Source organism: Pectobacterium parmentieri (assembly GCF_001742145.1).
GTDB classification, from domain to species: domain Bacteria; phylum Pseudomonadota; class Gammaproteobacteria; order Enterobacterales; family Enterobacteriaceae; genus Pectobacterium; species Pectobacterium parmentieri.
This window is the reverse complement of sequence record NZ_CP015749.1, coordinates 4,955,645-4,977,308: the sequence shown is the minus strand read 5'-3', so window position 1 is coordinate 4,977,308 and position 21,664 is coordinate 4,955,645. Positions and strand designations below refer to the sequence as shown.

The window sequence follows — 21,664 nt, the reverse complement described above, 5'->3', positions numbered from 1 at the left end:
GTTGTTTAGCCTGTGCCTGTTTCTGGTTACTGTTCTGTTGCTGATCAATGTCTTATTGCTGACCAACTCGTTGCCGATCAACATGTTGTTGATCAAGCAAGGCAGGAGCCCAACCTATCGCGGCCCCGCTGTCGTATCGCAAATCTACATGGCTAATACGTTTGTTCTCGCTCTGAGCCTGCCGCTGCAACAGCGGATACAGCTCGATAAAGCGTTGCAGACGTTTAGCCCTATCGTCCCGCCCCAATTCGAGGCGAGTATCATCGTCTAATCCCAGTTGCCACGAATGCCGCGCACTCATCGCTACCGTTTTTAACGTAAACTTTCCGGCGGCTAGCGTCTGACTCATGATGCGATAGCCTTCCAATACTTCTGTTTCACTGCCTTCTGGGCCATACAGCAACGGCATCTTACGGTTACCAACGCGTTCGGCGGGGACAGTGAACGAATTTCCTTCCGCATCAACCAGTAGCTGATCATTCCAACGCGCTACCGGCACATATTCAACCAGATGAATCTTTAATTCGTCCGGCCACTGCTTACGCACGCTGGCCTGTTTTATCCATGATAGACGTTCGATCTGCTGCTGGATCACGTTCACATCCTGTGTCATGAACGTTCCCGGCGACCCCAACGACAAAATCGCCTGACGAATATCGTCATTGGTGGTGTACTGCCTTTCCCCTGTCACTGCCATACGAGAGAGCGGCAGGCGGCTGGCGTCTTTCATCCACCCCACCACAATCCAACTTCCCCAGACGATCGTCCCTATCACCATCAGCAGGAAAATGATTCCTGCCAATTGGCCTCCATTACTGCGACGTGTTCCTTTCGGTTCAGGCTCTCGTCCGCGTGTATTCAGCGCTGCCTGCGACATATCAGCCAGCAAGCTCCAGAATTTTCACGACCAATTGTGAAAAAGTCAGACCACGTTGACGCGCCGCCATAGGAACCAGGCTGTGACTCGTCATCCCTGGAGACGTATTCACTTCAAGCAGGTAGAAAGCACCGTCGCTATCTAACATAAAATCGACGCGTCCCCATCCGCTACAGTCCACCGCACGGTAAGCCGCCATCGCCAGTACCGCTAACGCCTGCTCTTGATCGTCCGGCAGGCCACTTGGACAGAAATACTGGGTATCGTCCGACAAATACTTCGCTTCATAGTCGTAAAACGTCCCCGCAGGCTGGATGCGAATAGACGGCAATACCTCATCCCCCAGAATAGCAACGGTATACTCTGGGCCACTCAGCCATTTCTCGACCAGAACATCGTCATCATGACGGAATGCTTCTTCCAGTGCCGCAGGCAACTCACTAAGCGCATTCACTTTGCTCATGCCGACGCTGGAACCTTCACGGCTTGGTTTGACAATCAGTGGCAATCCGAGATGCGTGAATTTCGCCAGCAATTCATTTGCCGCCGTCTCCGAATAGTGGCGACGATCCAGTGCCACGTAAGGCGATACTGGTAATCCGACCGCTTGCCACACCTGCTTGGTACGGAGCTTATCCATCGTCAGTGCGGATGCCATCACGCCGCTGCCGGTATAGGGTAATTCCAGAAATTCCAGCACGCCCTGCAATGTGCCATCTTCACCACCACGACCATGTAAGGCGATGAATACGCGGGTAAAACCGTCTTCCTTCAATTTCGTCACGGGGAAGTCACGGGTATCGACCGCATGTGCATTGATGCCCGCTTCTTTCAGTCCAGCCAAAACCGCCTGACCGGAAAGTAACGACACTTCACGTTCAGCAGAGGTTCCACCAAGCAATACAGCAACTTTCTCAGTCATGATGTTCCTCATTCACTTATCTGCGGCTGTAATCTGGAATCAGCCAGTTTACGTGCCAGTTTACCGATGTTGCCGGCTCCCTGAACCAAGATCAGGTCTTCGCCTCGCAGCGCCTGTGACAACAGTTCCGGTAAAGTATCCACATCCGTCACCAGAATCGGATCAATCTTACCTCTTCCGCGAATGGTACGGCACAGTGAACGGCTGTCTGCTCCCGGGATCGGCGATTCTCCAGCGGAATACACATCCAGCATCAACAACACGTCAACCTGCGATAGCACATGCGCGAAGTCGTCATACAAATCACGGGTTCGCGTATAGCGATGTGGCTGAAAAATCATAACTAACCGCTTATCTGGCCAGCCAGCACGTGCGGCTTTAATCGTCGCATCAACCTCCGTCGGATGATGGCCGTAATCATCCACCAACATCGCCGTACCACTGTGTCCATTTACTAATTCGAGCGGATACTCGCCGAGAAAATCAAAGCGACGCCCGGTGCCTTGAAAACGTTCTAGCGCGCGCAGAATCGACTCGTCGTTAATGCCTTCATCAGTCGCCACCGCAACCGCCGCCGCTGCATTCAGCGCATTGTGACGCCCCGGCGCATTCAGCGTAACGTTCAGCAACGGTTTATCTTTCCGCTCCAGCGTAAAGTGCCCTTGTGCGCCAGTCTGACGATATCCAGCAATTCGCACATCCGCATCATCGCTGAAACCATAGGTGATGATGTGGCGGCCAACACGTGGTAGTAGTTCACGGATTACCTCATCATCCACACACATCACAGCCTGACCATAAAACGGCAGGTTGTGCAGGAAATTAATGAACGTCTGCTTCAGGTTCTCAAAATCGCCCTGATAGGTGTCCATGTGGTCGGCTTCAATGTTGGTTACAATCGCCACCATTGGCTGCAAATGCAGGAAGGACGCATCGCTTTCGTCCGCCTCGGCAATCAGGTAGCGGCTTGAGCCCAAACGCGCATGCGTTCCCGCCGCCTTCACCAAACCGCCGTTCACAAACGTTGGATCCAATCCCGCTTCCGCATAAATACTGGTGACCATCGCCGTTGTCGTCGTCTTGCCATGCGTACCCGCGATCGCAATGCCATGACGAAAACGCATCAGTTCCGCCAACATTTCGGCACGACGGATCACCGGAATCCGAGCATCATGCGCAGCGACAATCTCTGGGTTATCCGCCGTAATCGCGCTTGATACCACCACCACGCTGGCGTTCAGAACGTTCTCTGCACGGTGGTGGAAATAAATCCGCGCGCCAAGCTCGGTTAACTGTTGCGTCACCGCATTCGGTGCCAGATCGGAACCGCTAATTTCATAACCTTCGTTGGCCAACACTTCGGCGATACCACCCATGCCAGCACCGCCGATGCCGACAAAGTGTATGTGCCGGACGCGATGCATCTCGGGCACGATTGAACGTAGTTTCGCCAGTTGTTGAGTATTCACTTTATTCTATCGCTACCTTGTAGCGTCGCCGGGCAGTCTTCTACCCGACAACGTTGTATTAATTAACCATGAGCCACATTTGTGGCCCGACTGCCTGCCGCTGCACTGACTTCCGCGGCAACCCGTTCGGTTGCATCTGGAATCGCCACTGCGCGGGCTTTCTGCGCCATCGCCAGCAAAGTTGTGCGATCCCAACCGGACAACACCTCACTGACTGCCGCCACGCTAAACTGTGGCTGCTCAATAATTTTTGCTGCCCCCGCCTTTTCCAACGGCAGTGCATTCCAGTACTGCTGCCGATCTTTATGCTGAAACGGCACAAACAGAGCCGGTAGCCCTGCCGCTGCAATTTCACTGACGGTCAAAGCACCAGAGCGGCATACCACGATGTCTGCCCACGCGTAGGCTGCTGCCATGTCATCAATAAACTCGGTAATCTTGTGCTGCGTCTGCCCAACATCCTGATAAGCCTGCTGAACGGTTGATAACGCACCTTTACCGACCTGATGCCAAATCGTAATACGCTCACCTAACTGCTCTGCCACAGCGGGAAGCGTTTGGTTCAGCACCCTTGCACCCTGACTACCACCAACAACCAGCACCCTCACTGGGCCTGAGCGATCGGCTAATCGTGTTTCCGGTGCTGGTAATGCCAACACATCGGTTCTTACCGGATTACCCACGACATCCGCCTTGGGAAATGCGCCGGGAAACGCCTGCAATACCTTTTTAGCGATATGGGATAACCAGCGGTTGGTCAGCCCTGCAATACCGTTTTGCTCATGCAGTACGACCGGAATGCCGCACAGCCAGGCGGCCAGACCACCGGGGCCAGAAACGTAACCGCCCATACCCAGCACCACATCGGGCTGGTAACGGCGCATAATCGCCCGCGCCTGACGTACTGCCTGAAAAATACGAATCGGCGCGCTTAACTGCGCCCGAATACCTTTGCCACGCAAGCCAGAAATGCGGATAAAATCAATATCGATACCATGTTTAGGCACCAAATCGGCTTCCATACGATCCGCAGTACCTAACCAGCGAACCTGCCAGCCCTGCGCCATCAGATGATGCGCAACCGCCAGCCCAGGGAAGACATGTCCACCCGTGCCACCAGCCATCACCATCAAACGCTTGCCTTCGCCACTCATCGGGCACCTCTCGTAAACGCCTGCGCTTTTGTCAGGCGCGTTTCAAAATCAATGCGTAACAACAAAACAATCGCCGTCGACATAATAAGCAAACTGGAACCACCATAACTGATTAGCGGTAGCGTTAACCCTTTCGTCGGCAGCATCCCCGCCGCTGCGCCTACGTTCACCAGCGTTTGAAAGCTAAACCAGACACCGATCGAACACGCCAGAAAGCCTGAAAAACGCTGATCGATCTCTAGCGCCCGCTTTCCGATAGACATCGCGCGAAAAGCGACGAAGAATATCATTAACAACGCCAAAACCACACCGATATACCCCAGTTCCTCACCTAAAATAGAGAAAATGAAATCGGTATGTGCCTCCGGCAAATATTCCAGTTTCTGTACTGAATTCCCCAAGCCTTGCCCCCAGAACTCACCGCGCCCAAACGCCATCAGGGATTGTGTTAACTGGTAGCCATCGCCGAACGGATCATCCCACGGATTCCAGAAAGACGTCACACGCCGCATACGGTAAGGTTCAGCGACAATCAGCAGCCCAACGGCAAATCCACCGGAACCAATGATCGCCAGAAACTGCCACATCTTGGCTCCTGCCAGAAACAGCATCGCCAGCGTCGTAATAAACAGTACAACCACCGTACCGAGGTCAGGCTGAGCCAGTAGCAGCACCGCCAACACCACCATCACACCCATCGGTTTGCAAAAGCCCCAGAAGTTATTTCGTACTTCTTCAACCTTGCGCACCATGTAGCTGGACAGGTAGCAAAACAGCGCCAGCTTGGATAATTCCGCAGGCTGGATACGCAACGGCCCCAGAGAAATCCAGCGAGACGCACCGTTAACCGAACTTCCCACAGCGAGTACAACCAGCAGCATGACCATCGCGAGCAATAACAGCACCGGGCTATAGCGTTGCCATATTTCCATCGGGATGCGCAGCGTAATTAACGACAAGCCAAACGCTAAACCCAGATAAATCGCATCACGCTTCGCGAACAAAAACGGGTCGCTGGCAAGACGTTGCCCGACAGGCATAGAAGCCGACGTCACCATAACAAAACCAATAATGGCAAGCCCAAGCGTCAACCACACGAGCGTTCTATCGTACAGAACGATGCTCAGCGTATCGCTTTCGCGCGTTCCCATGACCCAGCTTTTGATGCGTTCGATAAACGCCAGCCCGAAGAACCGCATCAACCTAATTCCTTCGCCAAGCGAGCAAATTCGTCGCCTCGCTGTTCAAAACTACGAAACTGATCCAGGCTTGCGCAAGCTGGCGACAGCAGCACCATGTCACCCGGCTTAATGCGTTCAGCGATGACGCGCATCGCCTGTTCCATTGTTTCTGTCTGTTCGGCAATTTCCGGGCGTAATGCAGCCAGTTGTGCAGCATCACGACCAAAGCAATACAAACGAATACGCTCCCCCTGAAAATAGGGCACCAGCGGCGAGAAGTCGGCAGATTTTCCATCACCACCTAACAGCAGATGCAACGTGCCGTCGACGGTCAAACCGCTTAATGCCGCTTCGGTGCTGCCCACATTGGTGGCTTTAGAATCATTGATCCACCGCACTCCATCGCGCTCAAAGGCCATCTGGAAGCGATGCGGTAGCCCGGTAAATGCCGTCAATGCCGTCAGTGCAGAAGCCCGAGGGATCTTCACAGCATCAGCCAGCGCCAGCGCCGCCAATGCGTTCGTGTAATTATGTTGCCCGACAAGCTTGATTTCACGGGTGTTGAGCACTCGTTCACCGTTCACCCGCAGCCAGGTTTCGCCCTGCTGACGGTTAAGATGATAATCACCGACATCAACACCAAAACTGCGGCAGCGCACATCTGCACCGCGAATCGGCATGGTCAACGCATCGTCTGCGTTCACAACGCACAGGTCCGCATGTTCATAAATCCGCAATTTCGCTGCACGATACTGCTGTAGGCCAAACGGGTAACGGTTGGTGTGATCTTCCGTTACGTTCAGAATGGTAGCCGCAGCGGCGTGCAGGCTACTCGTCGTTTCCAATTGGAAACTCGACAACTCCAGGACATAAAGCTGAGCGGGCTGTTCCAGCAACTGCAACGCAGGGAGACCAATGTTGCCACCGACGCCCACCTGCCAACCTGCAGCGCGCGCCATTTCACCGACCAACGTCGTCACCGTACTTTTGCCGTTCGAACCGGTAATCGCCACAATAGGTGCCTGTGCTTCACGACAGAACAGTTCGATATCGCCAACAATCTCAATACCAGCATTAGCAGCGTCACACAGAATCGGCGTCGCCAATGCAACGCCGGGGCTGGCGACGATCAAATCCGCATTCATCAGCCAGTCTTCATTGAGGCTACCGAGATGCCGTTCCACCTGCTCCGGCAGCTTATCCAAGCCCGGTGGACTGATACGGGTATCCACCACACGCGGTACAACACCACGCGCGAGAAAGAAATCAACACAGGAGAGCCCGGTCAGACCCAACCCGATAATGACGACTTTTTTACCCTGATAGTCCACCATGTCTTATCGTACCTTCAGCGTTGCCAGGCCAATCAGCACCAGCATCAACGAAATAATCCAGAAGCGCACAATCACGCGCGGTTCCGGCCAACCCTTAAGTTCATAATGATGATGAATCGGCGCCATGCGGAAAATCCGCTGCCCACGCAGCTTAAAGGACCCAACTTGCAGGATCACCGACAGCGTTTCGACCACGAAGACACCGCCCATAATCACTAACAAAAACTCCTGACGCAGCAGTACCGCGATAGTACCGAGTGCGCCGCCCAGTGCCAGCGAACCTACGTCTCCCATGAAGACCTGAGCCGGGTAGGTGTTAAACCACAGGAAGCCGAGCCCAGCACCAACAATCGCAGTACAGACGATCACCAGTTCACTGGCATGACGGATATACGGAATATGCAGATAACCGGCAAAATTCATGTTCCCCGTTGCCCATGCCACCAGCGCAAAGCCAGCAGCAACAAACACGGTCGGCATGATTGCCAATCCATCCAGGCCGTCAGTCAGGTTTACCGCATTACTGGTGCCGACAATCACAAAATAGGCCAGCGCGACATACAACAGGCCCAACTGCGGCATAACATCTTTAAAAAACGGCACAACCAACTGCGTAGCTGGCGTATCTTTACCGATGGAGTACATGGTGAAAGCCACCACGAGCGCAATCACGGACTGCCAGAAATATTTCCAGCGGGCAATCAGCCCCTTGGTATCCTTACGCACCACTTTGCGGTAATCATCAACAAAACCGACTGCACCATAACCCGCTAACACAAGCAGTACGCACCAGACATACGGGTTAGATAGATTCGCCCACATCAGAACGGAAACGATAATCGCCACCAGGATCATCACGCCCCCCATCGTCGGGGTTCCGCGCTTGCTAAAATGCGATTCAGGCCCTTCGCTACGCACAACCTGCCCAATCTGCAAACGTTGCAGCCAGGCGATCATATGCGGCCCCATCCATAAGGAGATAACCAATGCGGTCAGCAGGCTGACAATGGCGCGGAACGTCAAATAAGAAAAGACGTTAAAACCGGTATAAAGTTTGGCCAAATGTTCGGCCAGCCATACTAACATTGAGCATTCTCCTGTAATGCGTGTACAACCTGCTCCATCGCAGCGCTGCGAGAGCCTTTGACCAATACGCTGATGACGTTATGTTCTGACATCAGCACCTTCAAACGTGAAATTAGCGCGGCCTTATCGTGAAAATGCTCGCCATTGCCGTTGCTTTGGCTTATCAATTTACTCAACGTTCCTACACTCAATACGCAATCGATGCCCGCAACACGCGCCGCTTCGCCCACCTGACGGTGACACTCAGGAGCATCATCACCCAGCTCTCCCATATCGCCGACAACCATCACGCGGTAACCCGGCATATCTGCCAATACCTGTGCCGCGGCCGTCATCGAGCCCACGTTGGCGTTATAACTGTCATCCAGCAGTAGCTTGCCTTCAGACAGCGCGATCGGAAACAATCGTCCCGGCACCGCTTGAAGCTGAGATAATCCTGCTTTAACGGCTTCCAGCGTCGCCCCGACGGACATCGCCAGTGCAGTTGCCGCCAACGCGTTCGACACATTATGTCGACCGGGTAAAGGCAGCAAAACCTGCGTGTCGCCAAACGGTGTATGCAGAGTGAAACGCGTACCCTGTGCTAAAACGGCTACATCGCTGGCAAAAAAATCGATGTTGCAAGCGGCCTGCGGCGAGAAATGCCAAACGGTTTTATGATTCAGCGTGACCTGCCAGTGCGGGAAATCGTTACTGTCTGCATTCACGATCGCTACGCCGTCTACTGGCAAACCAGAAAAAATCTCACCTTTCGCCTGCGCCACACCAGCCAGTGAACCAAAACCTTCCAGATGTGCAGCGGCCAGATTGTTGACCAGCGCGCTTTCCGGCCGCACCAGATCGGTGGTATAGGCAATCTCACCAATGTGATTCGCCCCTAGTTCAATCACCGCAAACTGATGTTCTGCTGTCAGACGCAGCAGCGTTAACGGCACACCAATATCGTTGTTGAAGTTACCGGCGGTATACAGCACCGAGCCGCACTGGCGCAGGATCGCCGCCGTCATCTCTTTAACCGAGGTTTTGCCGGAAGAACCTGTCAGTGCAACAACGCGCGCCGTTGACTGCTGGCGAACCCAGGCACCCAATTGCCCTAACGCTAAACGCGTATCGCTCACCAGCAATTGAGGTACATCGATATGTAAGCGCTTACTGACTAACAGAGCCGCCGCACCGCCTTTTACTGCATCAGCGGCGTAATCATGCGCATCGAATTTCTCGCCTTTCAGCGCGACAAACAAACAGCCGGACGACAGCTTACGCGTATCGGTTGAAACATCTTCAATATCAATGTTTTCACCAATCAACTGCGCATTAAGCACCGTGGCAAGTTGCTGCAAAGAAACGCGAATCATGCGATCACCCCCAGCAAGCGAGCAACGGTGATGCGATCGGAATAATCAAGACGCTGATTGCCAACCAGTTGGTAATCTTCGTGTCCTTTTCCTGCAATCAGCACCACGTCATTTTCCTGCGCCTGCATGATCGCACTGGTGACAGCTTCAGCACGTCCGTGAATCACCTGAACTCGCCCAGCATCCAGCAGCCCAGAGAGAATATCGGTAACGATCGCCTGAGGTTCTTCACTCCGCGGGTTATCGTCAGTCACTACAACGCGATCGGCCAGTTGTTCTGCGATGCCGCCCATAAGTGGGCGCTTACCTTTATCGCGATCGCCGCCACAACCAAACACGCACCAGAGTTTCCCCAGACAGTGCAAACGCGCCGCTTCAAGCGCTTTTTCCAGCGCATCCGGCGTATGGGCATAATCAACAACGACCGTTGGCTTTCCTTCAGCATGGAAAACTTCCATGCGACCACATACAGGTTGCAGTTGCGATCCAGCAATGACGAGCTTGTCGAGCGGATAGCCAAGAGACAGCAATGTTGCCAGCGCCAGCAGCATGTTGCTGACGTTAAACGCGCCCATCAGGCGACTTTTAATTTCGCCATGTCCCCAGCTTGAATCAAACGCAATCGTGGCGCCGTTATCGTGATAATCAATCTGTGTCGCTTTCAGCCAGCGCCCACGGCAGCCGGGGACCAAATTGTTTGCCATCGTTACCGCAACCGCGTCTGGCAACTTGGCTAGCCAACGCAGCCCAACCTCATCATCAGCATTGATAATCATCTGACCAACACGATGCTCGGCGAACAGTGCCCACTTGGCCGCTTCATAGCTTTCCATGTCGCCGTGGTAATCAAGATGGTCGCGGCTCAGATTGGTGAACACTGCTGCCGTAAAAGGCAGTGCGGCCACACGGTTTTGTACCAACCCGTGGGAAGACACTTCCATTGCAGCAAACGTCGCGCCTTGCTCTACCAACTGGCTCAGCACCTGCTGAACATCAACAGCAGATCCTGTCGTATTCTCTGTCGGAATCGCCCGCCCCAATAGGCCATTGCCTACAGTGCCCATCACTGCGCTCGTTTCGCCTAACGCCTGGCTCCACTGCGCCAGAAGCTGAGTCGTTGTCGTTTTCCCGTTGGTTCCCGTTACGCCAATCAACTGTAACTTTTCCGCAGGCTGCTGATAAAAACGGCCTGCCAACGCGGAAAGCCGCTGGTTCAGATTACTGAGATAAATCACTGGCACACCGTGCATTTCGCGAACGGTACCATCAGCAGTTTCACCTTCAGCTTCGGCAACAATCGCTGCTACGCCTTGCGCAATTGCCTGCGGAATATAGCGCCGTCCATCTGTTTTGTGCCCGACAATCGCGACAAACAGATCCCCGGCAGCCGCGACGCGGCTGTCTAATGTCATTTCCCGCAGCGCGAGTTCCGGGGTGTCTTGCACCCACGGCGCAAGTAAATCGCGCAAATTACGATCTGCCACCTGATCCCTCTTCTCTATTAATTACAAACTCGTTTTTGTCGCCCACTGGCAACGCATCCGGTTCGATATTCATCGTACGCAGAACGCCGCCCATGATGGCGCCAAAGATTGGCGCAGAAACCGCGCCGCCGTAGTACTTCCCTGCCTGCGGATCGTTGATCACGACAACCAGAGCAAAACGTGGGTTACTGGCTGGTGCCACGCCCGCCGTATAGGCAATATATTTGTTGATGTATTTACCATCTGGGCCGACTTTCTTGGCTGTACCGGTTTTAATCGCGATACGGTAGCCCTTGATGGCTGCCTTGGTGCCGCCACCGCCGGGTAGTGCAACGCTTTCCATCATGTGCACCACGGAACGCACCAGCGCTTCAGGGAAGACACGCTCGCCAGGCACGGGGGGATCGACTCTGGTAATCGACAGCGGGCGGTAAATACCGAAACTGCCGATCGTGGCATAGACTCGCGCTAACTGTAATGGGGTTACCATCAGCCCGTAGCCGAAAGAAAAGGTGGCCCGCTCTACGTCAGACCACCGTTGTTTTTGAGGATATAAGCCACTGCTTTCTCCGACCAACCCCAAATTGGTCGCTTTTCCTAATCCAAAGCGCGCGTAAGTATCGACCAGCGCAGAGGAAGGCATCGCTAACGCCAGTCTGGATACACCGACGTTACTCGATTTTTGGAGCACGCCCGTCAGCGTTAACTCACTGTAACGCGCCACATCTTTGATCTCATGACCATTGACGTAATACGGCAGCGTGTTGAGCACGCTATTCTCTTTCACTACTCCGCGCTGCAAGGCCGTCATCACCACCATCGGTTTAACGGTAGAGCCAGGTTCGAAAATGTCGGTGATAGCGCGGTTACGCATGATGTCTTTCGGCGTACCCGCCAGATTGTTCGGGTTATAAGACGGGCTATTCGCCATTGCTAACACTTCGCCAGTATTCACATCGACCAGCACAGCCGTTCCCGATTCGGCTTTGTTAAAGGCAACGGCGTTATTAAGTTCACGGTAAACCAGCGCTTGCAAACGCTCATCAATACTGAGCGCCAGATTATGTGCAGCCTGGCTGTCAACGGAGGAGATATCTTCAATCACGCGGCCAAATCGGTCTTTACGCACGGTCCGCTCACCGGGTTGCCCAGTCAGCCAGCGGTCAAAACTTTTCTCTACCCCTTCGATGCCCTGTCCATCGATATTGGTGAAACCAATAAGGTGAGAGGTAACTTGCCCTGAAGGATAGTACCGACGAGACTCCTGCCGCAGATTAATTCCTGGTAATTTCAGCTTATGAACGTATTCACCAATAGCCGGGTTAACCTGACGCGCCAGATAAACGAAGCGCCCTTTCGGGTTAGCATTGATCTTGGTTGCCAACTGATCTAACGGGATATCGAGCGCATCAGACAGTGCTTTCCAGCGCGTATCGAGCGTGATGCCACCACGATCGTTCACTTCTTTCGGATCGGCCCACACGGCATTCACGGGTACACTGACGGCCAGAGGGCGACCAGCGCGATCGCTGATCATACCGCGCGCCGTTGGCACTTCCTGAACGCGCAGGGAGCGCATATCGCCTTCGCGCACCAGTTTGTCTGGATTGATCACCTGAAGATAAGCCGCACGAGCCATCAAGCCAACCATCGCAAGCAGGATACAGCCGCAAAGCAACGCAAAACGCCAGCTAACAAAGCTGGCTTGATCTTCCTGGCGCTTTAACTTTCCTGTACGGGCTGCTTTCATACTTAGCTGGTTGCCTATTTAGTTCATTACTTAACCACAATATTTTCCTGTGACGGATCGACATGCCCCATTTGCAGTTTTTCCGTCGCGATCCGCTCAACGCGGCTATGATCCCCTAATGAGTTTTCCTCCAGGATCAGATTTCGCCATTCGATATCCAGCGCATCACGCTCCAGCAGAAGCTGTTCGCGTTCTGCAGTCAACAAACGCGTCCGGTGCGCTGTCGTTACGACAAAGACGGCAGAAACCAACACGGCAACGATCAGCAGCACCGGGAGTTTTGCATTACGCAGCAGATCCTCGCCGATGACACCGACCAGCGTATGCCGTTCGTTACCGATCATGCTGGCAGTCTCTCAGCAAACCGCAGCACGGAACTGCGCGCACGCGGGTTTTCTGCCACTTCTTCTTCCGAAGGCATCAGTTTCTTTCCGACAGGCTTTAACGTCTGTCCACCCTGGCTGCGCAGTTGCGCTTCCGTTAGCGGTAGACCAGCAGGCACCTGTGGCCCACGGCTTTGGTGACGGATGAACCGTTTCACAATCCGATCTTCTAACGAGTGGAAGCTGATCACCGACAGACGCCCCTGCGGGGCCAGTACGCTCAGCGCACCTTCTAACGCACGCTCGATCTCTTCCAGTTCACTATTGATATAAATGCGGATCGCCTGAAAACTGCGCGTTGCCGGATGTTTATGCTTTTCGCGAACCGGGCTAGCAGCAGCAATCAATTCCGCCAGTTCTTTTGTCCGCGTCATCGGCTCGGTACGATTACGTTCCACAATGGCGCGAGCAATCCGCTTGGCAAAACGCTCTTCACCGAACGTTTTCAAGACCCAGACAATGTCATCAGCTTCTGCTTTCATCAGCCACTCGGCAGCAGACAAACCGCGCGTCGGATCCATACGCATATCCAGCGGGCCATCACGCATAAATGAGAACCCACGCTCAGGGTCATCAAGCTGCGGGGAAGAAACACCGAGATCGAGCAGGACACCATCGATCTGTCCGGTCAGCCCACGTTCAGCAACATAATCCGCCATTGCGGAGAACGGCCCATGAATGATAGAGAAACGCGGATCGTCAATCGCCTTGGCGGCTTCAATGGCCTGAGGATCGCGGTCGATAGCTAACAGACGCCCTTCCGGCCCCAGTTGGGAAAGAATCAGACGGGAGTGACCACCACGGCCAAATGTGCCGTCGATATATGTGCCGCCGCTGCGAATATTCAGGCCATTTACGGCCTCATCCAACAGGACGGAGGTATGTTTATAATTTTCCAGCATGACTATAGTGATAAGTCCTGCAACCGCTCAGACAAAGGTTCCTGAGTCGATTGTTCAGCGTCAATATCATCCTTGACCTGTTGATACCAAGTCTGTTCATCCCACAGTTCAAACTTGTTGAACTGCCCGACTAGCATCACTTCTTTTTTAAGGTCCGCATGCTGCCTTAACGTATTCGCAATCAACAAACGTCCTGCACTATCCATTTGACACTCGCTGGCATGTCCCAATAACAAACGCTGCACACGACGCTCAGCAGGGTTCATGCTCGACAAGCGAGACAATTTTTGTTCAATGATTTCCCATTCGGGTAAGGGATAAAGCAGCAGGCAGGGCTGATGCAAGTCAATGGTGCAAACCATTTGACCTTGCGATTCCTCGTTCAGCATTTCCCGGTATCGGGTAGGCACAGCAAGACGCCCTTTACTGTCGAGGTTAACCAGCGTAGCCCCACGAAACATACCTGAATTACCCCTCCATCGCCTTTTTCACCACTTTACCCCACAAAATCCCACCTTTAAGAGTGTACGGAGGGTATGAAAACCTTGTCAAGCCAGAGCAGACGCGCTTTGGGATTATTCCTGAATGAATTTGGGCCAGCATAGAGGTAAAAAGAATAAGGAGTCAGAATTAGCAGTGATTAACATCATGATAATTTGAGGAAAATTTTCAGTAAAAAGGGTTCATTGCAAACATATCGCTACCAACTTCAGCATATAGATTATTTTCATTGTCACAATCTGATACCAAAGATAAAAGCTATTCAGAATAGTCTCATTAAACCGAACACCTTGAATACCAAGGCCTACCGTAGCCCGCAAAACCATACATGACTGTTAACATTTGCTCAATGTCACATTTTTAACATCAACATCATCGATTCTTTATTAATCCGTCGATTTACGCTCATTCACACCCTCTCACCGATGAATATGGCTTCCAATGAAAGAAAAGCAGGCTCAGGAAACGCATCGAATAAATGGTGCGTCAACATCATTAACCCTTTGCAGGAACACCACTCCTCCTACAAAAATAAGTCATTGTTTTTAAATTATTTTAAATTTCATATCGCGATAAAAAAACGAGAAATTTACTGAGCAGACATAAAGTAGCGAAAAAGTATAAAAAACGCTCATAAATAAATATTTTTCACTAATACCAAGCCAATATATCAGTGATGTAAACTACACAAATCAAATAAGACATGACAAAAAACCACACCATTTAACCTAACCAGTTTATCCGTCCTAAGAATGGAGCAGCCAGGTATGTTTTCCCCGACGTCACGATTGCGAAGCGCCACCGCTGATACCTTTGCGCTCGTTGTCTATTGTTTCATCATCGGTATGGCGATTGAAATCATGCTTTCCGGGATGAGCTTTGAGCAGTCACTATCTTCACGACTGCTATCAATTCCCGTCAATATCGCTATTGCCTGGCCATACGGGCTTTATCGCGATCGTGTGTTAAATATGGCCAAACGTCACGGCGGCGATCATTTTCTGGTGCGCAGCGTTGCCGACCTGTTTGCGTATGTCAGTTTTCAATCTCCTGTTTATGCTGCGATTCTCTGGGTTATCGGGGCAAGCTCCGCACAAATTCTGACCGCGGTCACCAGTAACCTGGTGATATCAATGGTGATGGGCGTAACGTATGGCTATTTTCTGGAATATTGCCGTCGGCTATTCCGGGTCGCACTGCCATAAAAATGGATTGAGATCGGATAAAGAAGAGGCGCCATAGCAGTCTATGGCGCAGAAAGGCAGAAGGATATTATGCGCGGCTCAGTGAGCCACGACGGTACAGGTTACGTCGAATCCGATTCAAGCCAGGCTTCGGCCTTTTCGGTTCATCCAGACTGGCCAACACCAACTCCAGCACGCGCTCTGCAACTTCACGATGGCGCTGGGCGACAGACAATACTGGGCATTCCAGATAATCCAACAGCTCATTATCCCCAAAGGTCGCAATAGCCAGATTATTCGGCAAACGCCCGTTAATCTTCAGGTTAACGTCCATCACCCCCTGCAATAGCGGGAATGAGGTGGTGAACAACGCATCAGGCATGGGATTATTTTGCAAATAATCCATAAACGCGGCGGCGGCGGCCACCCGCTCATAGCTATTGGAATAAAGATAATTCACTTCGCGCGGATCGCCCGCCCACGCCTGACGGAACCCCTGTTCACGCAGGAAACTGACGGAGAGTTCAGGCAAAGCCCCAAGATAGAGTACCGATTTCGCAGGCATTTTCCTTAATTCCTGCGCCAGCATTTCGGCATCTTCAAGATCGGCCCCCACCACACTGGTAAAGTGCTCACGATCTAATGCACGGTCTAATGCAATAATCGGCAGGCCGCCGTTTATCCAACGCTGATAAAACGGGTGTTCAGGTGGCAACGCAGTAGAAACGATAATCGCATCAACTTGCCGCTGTAACAGATGCTCAATACAGCGCATCTCATTATCCGGCTGGTCTTCGGAACATGCGATTAATAACTGATATCCGCGCTGTCTGGCCTGACGCTCCAGATAATTGGCGATGCGCGTATAGCTGGTATTTTCCAGATCGGGAATAACCAAGCCAATTGAACGTGTGCGTCCGGCACGTAATCCAGCCGCGACGGCGTTGGGATGATAATTGTGCTCCCTGACGACAGCCATGACTTTCTCAACGGTCTTATCGCTTACGCGATATTGTTTGGCTTTCCCGTTAATGACATAGCTGGCTGTCGTGCGTGAAACACCCGCAAGACGCGCGATTTCATCCAGTTTCACGGTAACCCCTTAGTAGGCCGGAAAATAAGTAGGCCGGCTAAATAAATAGTGTGATGACCATAAAATCATCATGGATATGGCGTAGATCTAACAGCAGAAGCTTTTGTACGGCAACTGCTTTTATCACGTTACCCACATATTTCAAGCCGCCACATCAATAATGGACGTCTTTTAACCTGAAATACATTGCACCGATATCAGATAAGGGAAATAAAAAAAAGCCCGATGCGATTATCGGGCTTCTTAAAGGAAAAAGCAGCGAAAAGTCGATTAACGCATGATTTTGTCGCCGCGTGATACACCGACGATCCCAGAGCGTGCCACTTCAACAATTTCGGCAACTTCACGCACGGCGCTGAGGAACGCATCCAGTTTATCGCTGGTGCCAGCAAGTTGTACGGTATACAGCGAGGCAGTGACATCCACGATCTGGCCGCGGAAAATATCGGAGCAGCGTTTCACTTCTTCACGGCCATAGCCTGTGGCCTGTAGCTTCACCAGCATGATCTCACGCTCAACGTGCGCACCCTGCCCCAATTCGCTGACGCGCAGGACATCCACCAGCTTGTGCAGTTGCTTTTCGATCTGCTCCAACACCTTCTCATCGCCTACCGTCTGAATCGTCATACGGGATAGCGTAGGGTCTTCGGTTGGCGCTACCGTCAGGCTTTCGATGTTGTAACCACGCTGTGAAAACAGACCGACGACACGTGATAAAGCGCCTGATTCATTCTCAAGTAATACTGATAAAATCCGACGCATGATCAGGTCCTCTCCGTTTTGCTCAACCACATTTCATCCATCGCCCCGCCGCGAATCTGCATGGGGTAAACATGCTCGCTGCTATCGATGTTGATATCAACAAACACCAGACGATCTTTCTGTGCCAGCGCTTGCGACAGCTTACTTTCCAGTTCATCCGGCGTATCGATAGAAATCCCGACGTGGCCGTAGGCTTCAGCCAGCTTGACGAAATCCGGTAACGATTCCATATAAGAACTGGAATGGCGGCCAGAATAAATCATATCCTGCCACTGCTTCACCATGCCGAGGAAACGGTTGTTCAGGTTGATCACCACAACCGGCAGATCATATTGCAGCGCCGTAGAAAGCTCCTGAATATTCATCTGAATACTGCCATCGCCCGTGACGCAAATGACCGTTTCTTCCGGCAGCGCAAGCTTGATACCCAACGCCGCAGGCAAGCCAAAACCCATCGTTCCCAGACCACCGGAGTTCACCCAGCGACGTGGCAAATCGAAAGGATAATACAGCGCAGCAAACATCTGGTGCTGGCCGACATCCGATGCCACATAGGCTTTACCTTCGGTCAGCCGATGCAGCGTTTCAATCACCGCTTGCGGTTTAATCTTGTCGCTTTTGGTGTCGTATTTCAGACAGTGACGCCCACGCCACTGCTCGATACCCTGCCACCAGTCGCGCAGCGCATCGAACTGCTGCGGTGCGCCATCCTGTTCCAGCAACTCCAGTATCAGGCTTAGCACCTGTTTGGCATCGCCCACAATAGGGATATCTGCGTTTACCGTTTTGGAAATCGACGCGGGATCGATATCAATATGCAATACCGTTGCATTCGGGCAGTACTTCGCCAAATTGTTGGTCGTGCGGTCATCGAAGCGCACCCCAACGGCAAAAATCACATCGGCGTGATGCATAGCCATGTTGGCTTCATACGTCCCGTGCATCCCCAGCATGCCGAGGCATTGACGGTGCGTTCCGGGGAAGCCGCCCAGCCCCATCAGAGACGTTGTCACTGGCAGATTGAGCTTTTCCGCCAGCGCCAGCAGTTCTTCGTGGCACTCCGCGTTAATCACGCCGCCACCGCTGTAGATAATCGGTTTTTCTGCCGCCAGCAAGGTTTGCAACGCACGGCGAATTTGACCTTTGTGCCCTTGAACCGTTGGGCTGTAGGAGCGCATGCTGACGCTTTCGGGATAAACATACGGCAGTTTATTCGCCGGATTCATGATGTCTTTTGGTAGATCGACGACCACTGGCCCCGGACGTCCGGTTGACGCCAGGTAAAAGGCTTTTTTCAGGATCGTCGGGACATCTTCAACTTTCTTGACCAGAAAGCTGTGCTTCACGATAGGGCGGGAAATGCCCACCGTGTCGCATTCCTGAAAGGAATCATAGCCAATCAGCGAGGTGGCAACCTGACCGGACAACACCACCATAGGAATGGAGTCCATATACGCCGTAGCAATACCGGTAATGGCATTTGTCGCACCGGGACCGGAGGTAACCAGCACGACGCCGACCTCACCCGTCGCACGCGCATAGCCATCGGCCATATGTACCGCACCTTGCTCATGCCGCACCAAAATATGCTCGATACCGCCAACCGTGTGTAGGGCGTCGTAAATATCCAACACCGCACCGCCCGGATAACCGAACACATGTTTTACGCCCTGATCGATCAACGATCGGACCACCATTTCGGCGCCTGACAACATCTCCATGGATCTGCCTCTTTTGTTCAGAAAACGGAGCCCGTTTCTGTATTGACCGGGGGAAATCCCCGCGCTCACGTTGTGTTAATACTGTTAACTTTTAGTACAAGAATACGAAATATTATAGGGATTACTGATAACCCATTAACATAACGCCAGATTATGACGCAGACAAACGGCAAAAAACCACCGCTCTTAATCAGGCCTAGGGGAAATCGAACGTGAGTGAAAAAAGAACTGAGATAAAATACTAAGCAGGAAGCTGTAAACCTAAGAGATCGTCCATAAAGACCGTAAATTACAGAGTGAAATCTTGAGGCCGAAAAACCACATTTCTTTTCAGAAAATGAATTTTTCGGCCTACGACATCATCAAGACTCGGCGTACATCGCATCAATTTCCAGTTGGTAACGCTGGTTGATGATCTTCCTGCGTAGTTTGAGCGTTGGCGTCAGCTCTCCTTCTGCCATCGAAAACGGCACAGGTAACAACGTGAATTTCTTCACCTGCTCAACGCGGGAAAGCTCTTTCTGCATCTCCCGCAGGCGCTGTTCGAACAGTTCAATAATATGGCTGTGACGCAACAGTTCCAGACGATCGTGGTACTTCAGATTAATAGAGTGGGCGTATTCTTCCAGCGCCTCAAAACAGGGAACAATCAGTGCTGACACGTACTTACGCGTGTCCGCGATAATCGCAACCTGCTCAATGAAACGATCCTGCCCCAGCGTGCCTTCCAGATGCTGCGGTGCGATGTATTTACCGCCCGAGGTTTTCATCAGATCCTTCAAGCGTTCGGTAATAAACAAATTACCGTTAGCGTCCAGCTCTCCCGCATCGCCGGTTTTCAGCCAGCCGTCTGCGGTAAAAGCGTCTGCGGTTTCCTGCGGACGATGGAAATACCCCCGCATGAGGGTCGCGCCGCGCACCAGGATCTCTTTTTCCTCGCCAATGCGAACCTCAATACCCGGTAACGGCGTACCAATAGAACCTAAGCGGAAACGGTTCTCTTCCCAGCAGGAAACCGTCGCACAGGTTTCGGTCATGCCATAACCATAAATAATACGAATCCCGATCGACCGGAAAAACAAAATGATGTTGTCATCCAGTCGTGCGCCTGCTGCCGGCATAAAGCGAATTTCGCCTCCCAGAAGCTGACGCAGTTTCCCTAACACCAGTCGGTCGGCATAGTGGTGCATAATGCGGCGCAAGAGTCCGCCCTTTTTCGCCGCCTGCTTAGCCAGAAAAGCGTGCTGCCCCTGTGTGACAGCCCAGTCGAAGAGCCGCTGACGATACCACGGTGCCTGCGCCACTTTTTCATGAATGGCGCTATACACTTTTTCATAAAAACGGGGGACGGCGCACATCACCGTCGGCTTCACCGCCTGCATCGCGCCACGCACCAGATTCGTATCGCTGAGGTACACGTTCTGTGCGCCACAGTGCATCACGAAGAAGCTCCAGGCACGCTCGAATACATGGGAAAGTGGTAAGAAGCTAAGCGAGATGTCGTTTTCTGACATGCTTAAGCGCTCGTCATGCAGCTTAAGTTGCATCGCCATGTTGGTGTAATCCAGCATGACGCCTTTGGGTTCACCCGTGGTGCCAGAGGTATAAATCAGCGTAAACAGATCGTTGAGATCGCGACTATCGATGCGCTGCTGCCATTCATCACGCCAGAAATCGTCTACGGCCTGCGCTTCAAACTCATGCAGAGATTGCGCAATATCGCTACCGTGCAGGTTAACGCCCTCATCCATCACGATAATATTTCGCAACTGTGGGCAGGTATCGCGCAGCGTCAGCAGCGCATCCAACTGCTCCTGACCACCGACGAATATCGTGCGGATATCCGCATCATTGATAATGAACGCCGCCTGAGCCGCCGTATTCGTGGCATAAATTGGCACGCTGATCGCACGCAGGTGCAATAGCGCAAGGTCGGCCAGCGACCAATTCATCGAGTTATGAGAGAAAATCGCAACCCGTTCCTGAACATCCACGCCCTGCGCTAAGAGCGCACTGGCAATGCGCTGAATGCGCTGTCCTGCCTGTGTCCAGGTAAGTTGCTGCTCGCCCGCAGGCGTCCACTCGCGCAACGCAATACGACCTGCGCAGTGATTGATCCGATCTTGAACCCGGTGCACCACATGGTATGGCTGTAAATGATTAGTCATCTGTAAAAGAATTTATAAGGGAAATGAATGTGACAGCGTTTCAGCGTACAGCTGTATATTATTTGGCGTGCAGTCTACCGCCATTGTTCAAAACCGCAACGATCTTTCGTTCATTCGCCGTGGGCTATCGCTGGTTTACTTGACGCACGTCACATCAATCAAAAGTTGACATAACCCTGATAATCGCGTACCAATAATGCAACACCAAATTTTAGATGACGAGATCCCATGTTCAACTTTGCTGTCCTACTAGGCCTACTACTAAACGCATCCTTCTTGCGCGGTAGGTTTGTGGGCAGAGTTAAGAACTAAGTTTCTCGCCACACGATACAAAAACC

At 52.4% G+C, this 21,664-nt stretch carries 18 protein-coding genes; 1 reads left to right on the top strand and 17 read right to left on the bottom strand.

Going from position 1 to position 21,664, the window contains the following annotated elements; genetic code table 11:
- Positions 1 to 52: 52 nt before the first annotated feature.
- The 13 genes from ftsQ to mraZ form a co-directional block, all read right to left on the bottom strand.
- The gene (ftsQ, locus tag A8F97_RS22635) at positions 53 to 877 is read right to left on the bottom strand and encodes a cell division protein FtsQ (RefSeq protein WP_005975221.1); all 825 of its coding nucleotides are present in this window, start codon (positions 875 to 877) and stop codon (positions 53 to 55) included.
- A gap of 1 nt (position 878) precedes the next feature.
- A complete protein-coding gene (locus tag A8F97_RS22630; protein WP_014701425.1) occupies positions 879 to 1,799 on the bottom strand; it encodes a D-alanine--D-alanine ligase in 921 nt (306 codons plus the stop codon).
- An 8-nt stretch (positions 1,800 to 1,807) separates the two neighbouring features.
- Complete coding sequence (gene murC / locus A8F97_RS22625) at positions 1,808 to 3,268, bottom strand: UDP-N-acetylmuramate--L-alanine ligase (protein ID WP_033072149.1); 1,461 nt, start codon at positions 3,266 to 3,268, stop codon at positions 1,808 to 1,810.
- A gap of 62 nt (positions 3,269 to 3,330) precedes the next feature.
- Positions 3,331 to 4,422, bottom strand: coding sequence for an undecaprenyldiphospho-muramoylpentapeptide beta-N-acetylglucosaminyltransferase (murG, locus tag A8F97_RS22620; RefSeq protein WP_025919420.1), 1,092 nt, complete (start codon positions 4,420 to 4,422; stop codon positions 3,331 to 3,333).
- Positions 4,419 to 5,621, bottom strand: a complete 1,203-nt coding sequence (ftsW, locus tag A8F97_RS22615; RefSeq protein WP_014701428.1) for a cell division protein FtsW — start codon at positions 5,619 to 5,621, stop codon at positions 4,419 to 4,421. Before ftsW ends, murG begins: the two co-directional genes overlap by 4 nt.
- The gene (gene murD / locus A8F97_RS22610) at positions 5,621 to 6,937 is read right to left on the bottom strand and encodes a UDP-N-acetylmuramoyl-L-alanine--D-glutamate ligase (RefSeq protein WP_033072150.1); all 1,317 of its coding nucleotides are present in this window, start codon (positions 6,935 to 6,937) and stop codon (positions 5,621 to 5,623) included. The genes ftsW and murD overlap by 1 nt, the downstream gene beginning before the upstream one ends.
- A 3-nt stretch (positions 6,938 to 6,940) precedes the next feature.
- Positions 6,941 to 8,023, bottom strand: coding sequence for a phospho-N-acetylmuramoyl-pentapeptide-transferase (gene mraY, locus A8F97_RS22605; RefSeq protein ID WP_005975233.1), 1,083 nt, complete (start codon positions 8,021 to 8,023; stop codon positions 6,941 to 6,943).
- Complete coding sequence (gene murF, locus A8F97_RS22600) at positions 8,017 to 9,378, bottom strand: UDP-N-acetylmuramoyl-tripeptide--D-alanyl-D-alanine ligase (RefSeq protein ID WP_033072151.1); 1,362 nt, start codon at positions 9,376 to 9,378, stop codon at positions 8,017 to 8,019. Before murF ends, mraY begins: the two co-directional genes overlap by 7 nt.
- A complete protein-coding gene (gene murE / locus A8F97_RS22595) occupies positions 9,375 to 10,862 on the bottom strand; it encodes a UDP-N-acetylmuramoyl-L-alanyl-D-glutamate--2,6-diaminopimelate ligase (RefSeq protein ID WP_033072152.1) in 1,488 nt (495 codons plus the stop codon). The genes murF and murE overlap by 4 nt, the downstream gene beginning before the upstream one ends.
- Positions 10,849 to 12,612: a peptidoglycan glycosyltransferase FtsI gene (locus A8F97_RS22590; protein ID WP_014701432.1), complete on the bottom strand. Its 1,764-nt coding sequence runs from the start codon at positions 12,610 to 12,612 to the stop codon at positions 10,849 to 10,851. The genes murE and A8F97_RS22590 overlap by 14 nt, the downstream gene beginning before the upstream one ends.
- A 26-nt stretch (positions 12,613 to 12,638) precedes the next feature.
- A complete protein-coding gene (gene ftsL / locus A8F97_RS22585; protein ID WP_005975240.1) occupies positions 12,639 to 12,956 on the bottom strand; it encodes a cell division protein FtsL in 318 nt (105 codons plus the stop codon).
- Positions 12,953 to 13,897, bottom strand: coding sequence for a 16S rRNA (cytosine(1402)-N(4))-methyltransferase RsmH (gene rsmH, locus A8F97_RS22580; protein ID WP_014701433.1), 945 nt, complete (start codon positions 13,895 to 13,897; stop codon positions 12,953 to 12,955). Before rsmH ends, ftsL begins: the two co-directional genes overlap by 4 nt.
- A gap of 2 nt (positions 13,898 to 13,899) precedes the next feature.
- Complete coding sequence (gene mraZ, locus A8F97_RS22575) at positions 13,900 to 14,358, bottom strand: division/cell wall cluster transcriptional repressor MraZ (protein ID WP_005975245.1); 459 nt, start codon at positions 14,356 to 14,358, stop codon at positions 13,900 to 13,902.
- A gap of 807 nt (positions 14,359 to 15,165) precedes the next feature.
- On the opposite strand from mraZ, the gene A8F97_RS22570 reads away from it, so the two are divergent.
- A complete protein-coding gene (locus A8F97_RS22570; protein ID WP_014701434.1) occupies positions 15,166 to 15,603 on the top strand; it encodes an L-alanine exporter AlaE in 438 nt (145 codons plus the stop codon).
- A gap of 67 nt (positions 15,604 to 15,670) precedes the next feature.
- Here A8F97_RS22570 and cra read toward each other — a convergent pair whose 3' ends face one another.
- From cra to A8F97_RS22550, 4 genes are all read right to left on the bottom strand, one after another.
- Positions 15,671 to 16,675 carry a catabolite repressor/activator gene (gene cra / locus A8F97_RS22565; protein WP_025919424.1) on the bottom strand — a complete coding sequence of 335 codons (1,005 nt, stop codon included), beginning with the start codon at positions 16,673 to 16,675 and terminating at the stop codon, positions 15,671 to 15,673.
- A 270-nt stretch (positions 16,676 to 16,945) separates the two neighbouring features.
- Positions 16,946 to 17,437, bottom strand: a complete 492-nt coding sequence (gene ilvN / locus A8F97_RS22560) for an acetolactate synthase small subunit (RefSeq protein WP_014701436.1) — start codon at positions 17,435 to 17,437, stop codon at positions 16,946 to 16,948.
- Between the two features lie 2 nt (positions 17,438 to 17,439).
- A complete protein-coding gene (gene ilvI, locus A8F97_RS22555) occupies positions 17,440 to 19,158 on the bottom strand; it encodes an acetolactate synthase 3 large subunit (protein WP_014701437.1) in 1,719 nt (572 codons plus the stop codon).
- A gap of 362 nt (positions 19,159 to 19,520) precedes the next feature.
- On the bottom strand, positions 19,521 to 21,326 hold the full coding sequence (locus A8F97_RS22550; protein WP_015731241.1) for an AMP-dependent synthetase/ligase: 1,806 nt from the start codon (positions 21,324 to 21,326) through the stop codon (positions 19,521 to 19,523).
- Positions 21,327 to 21,664: the final 338 nt, after the last annotated feature.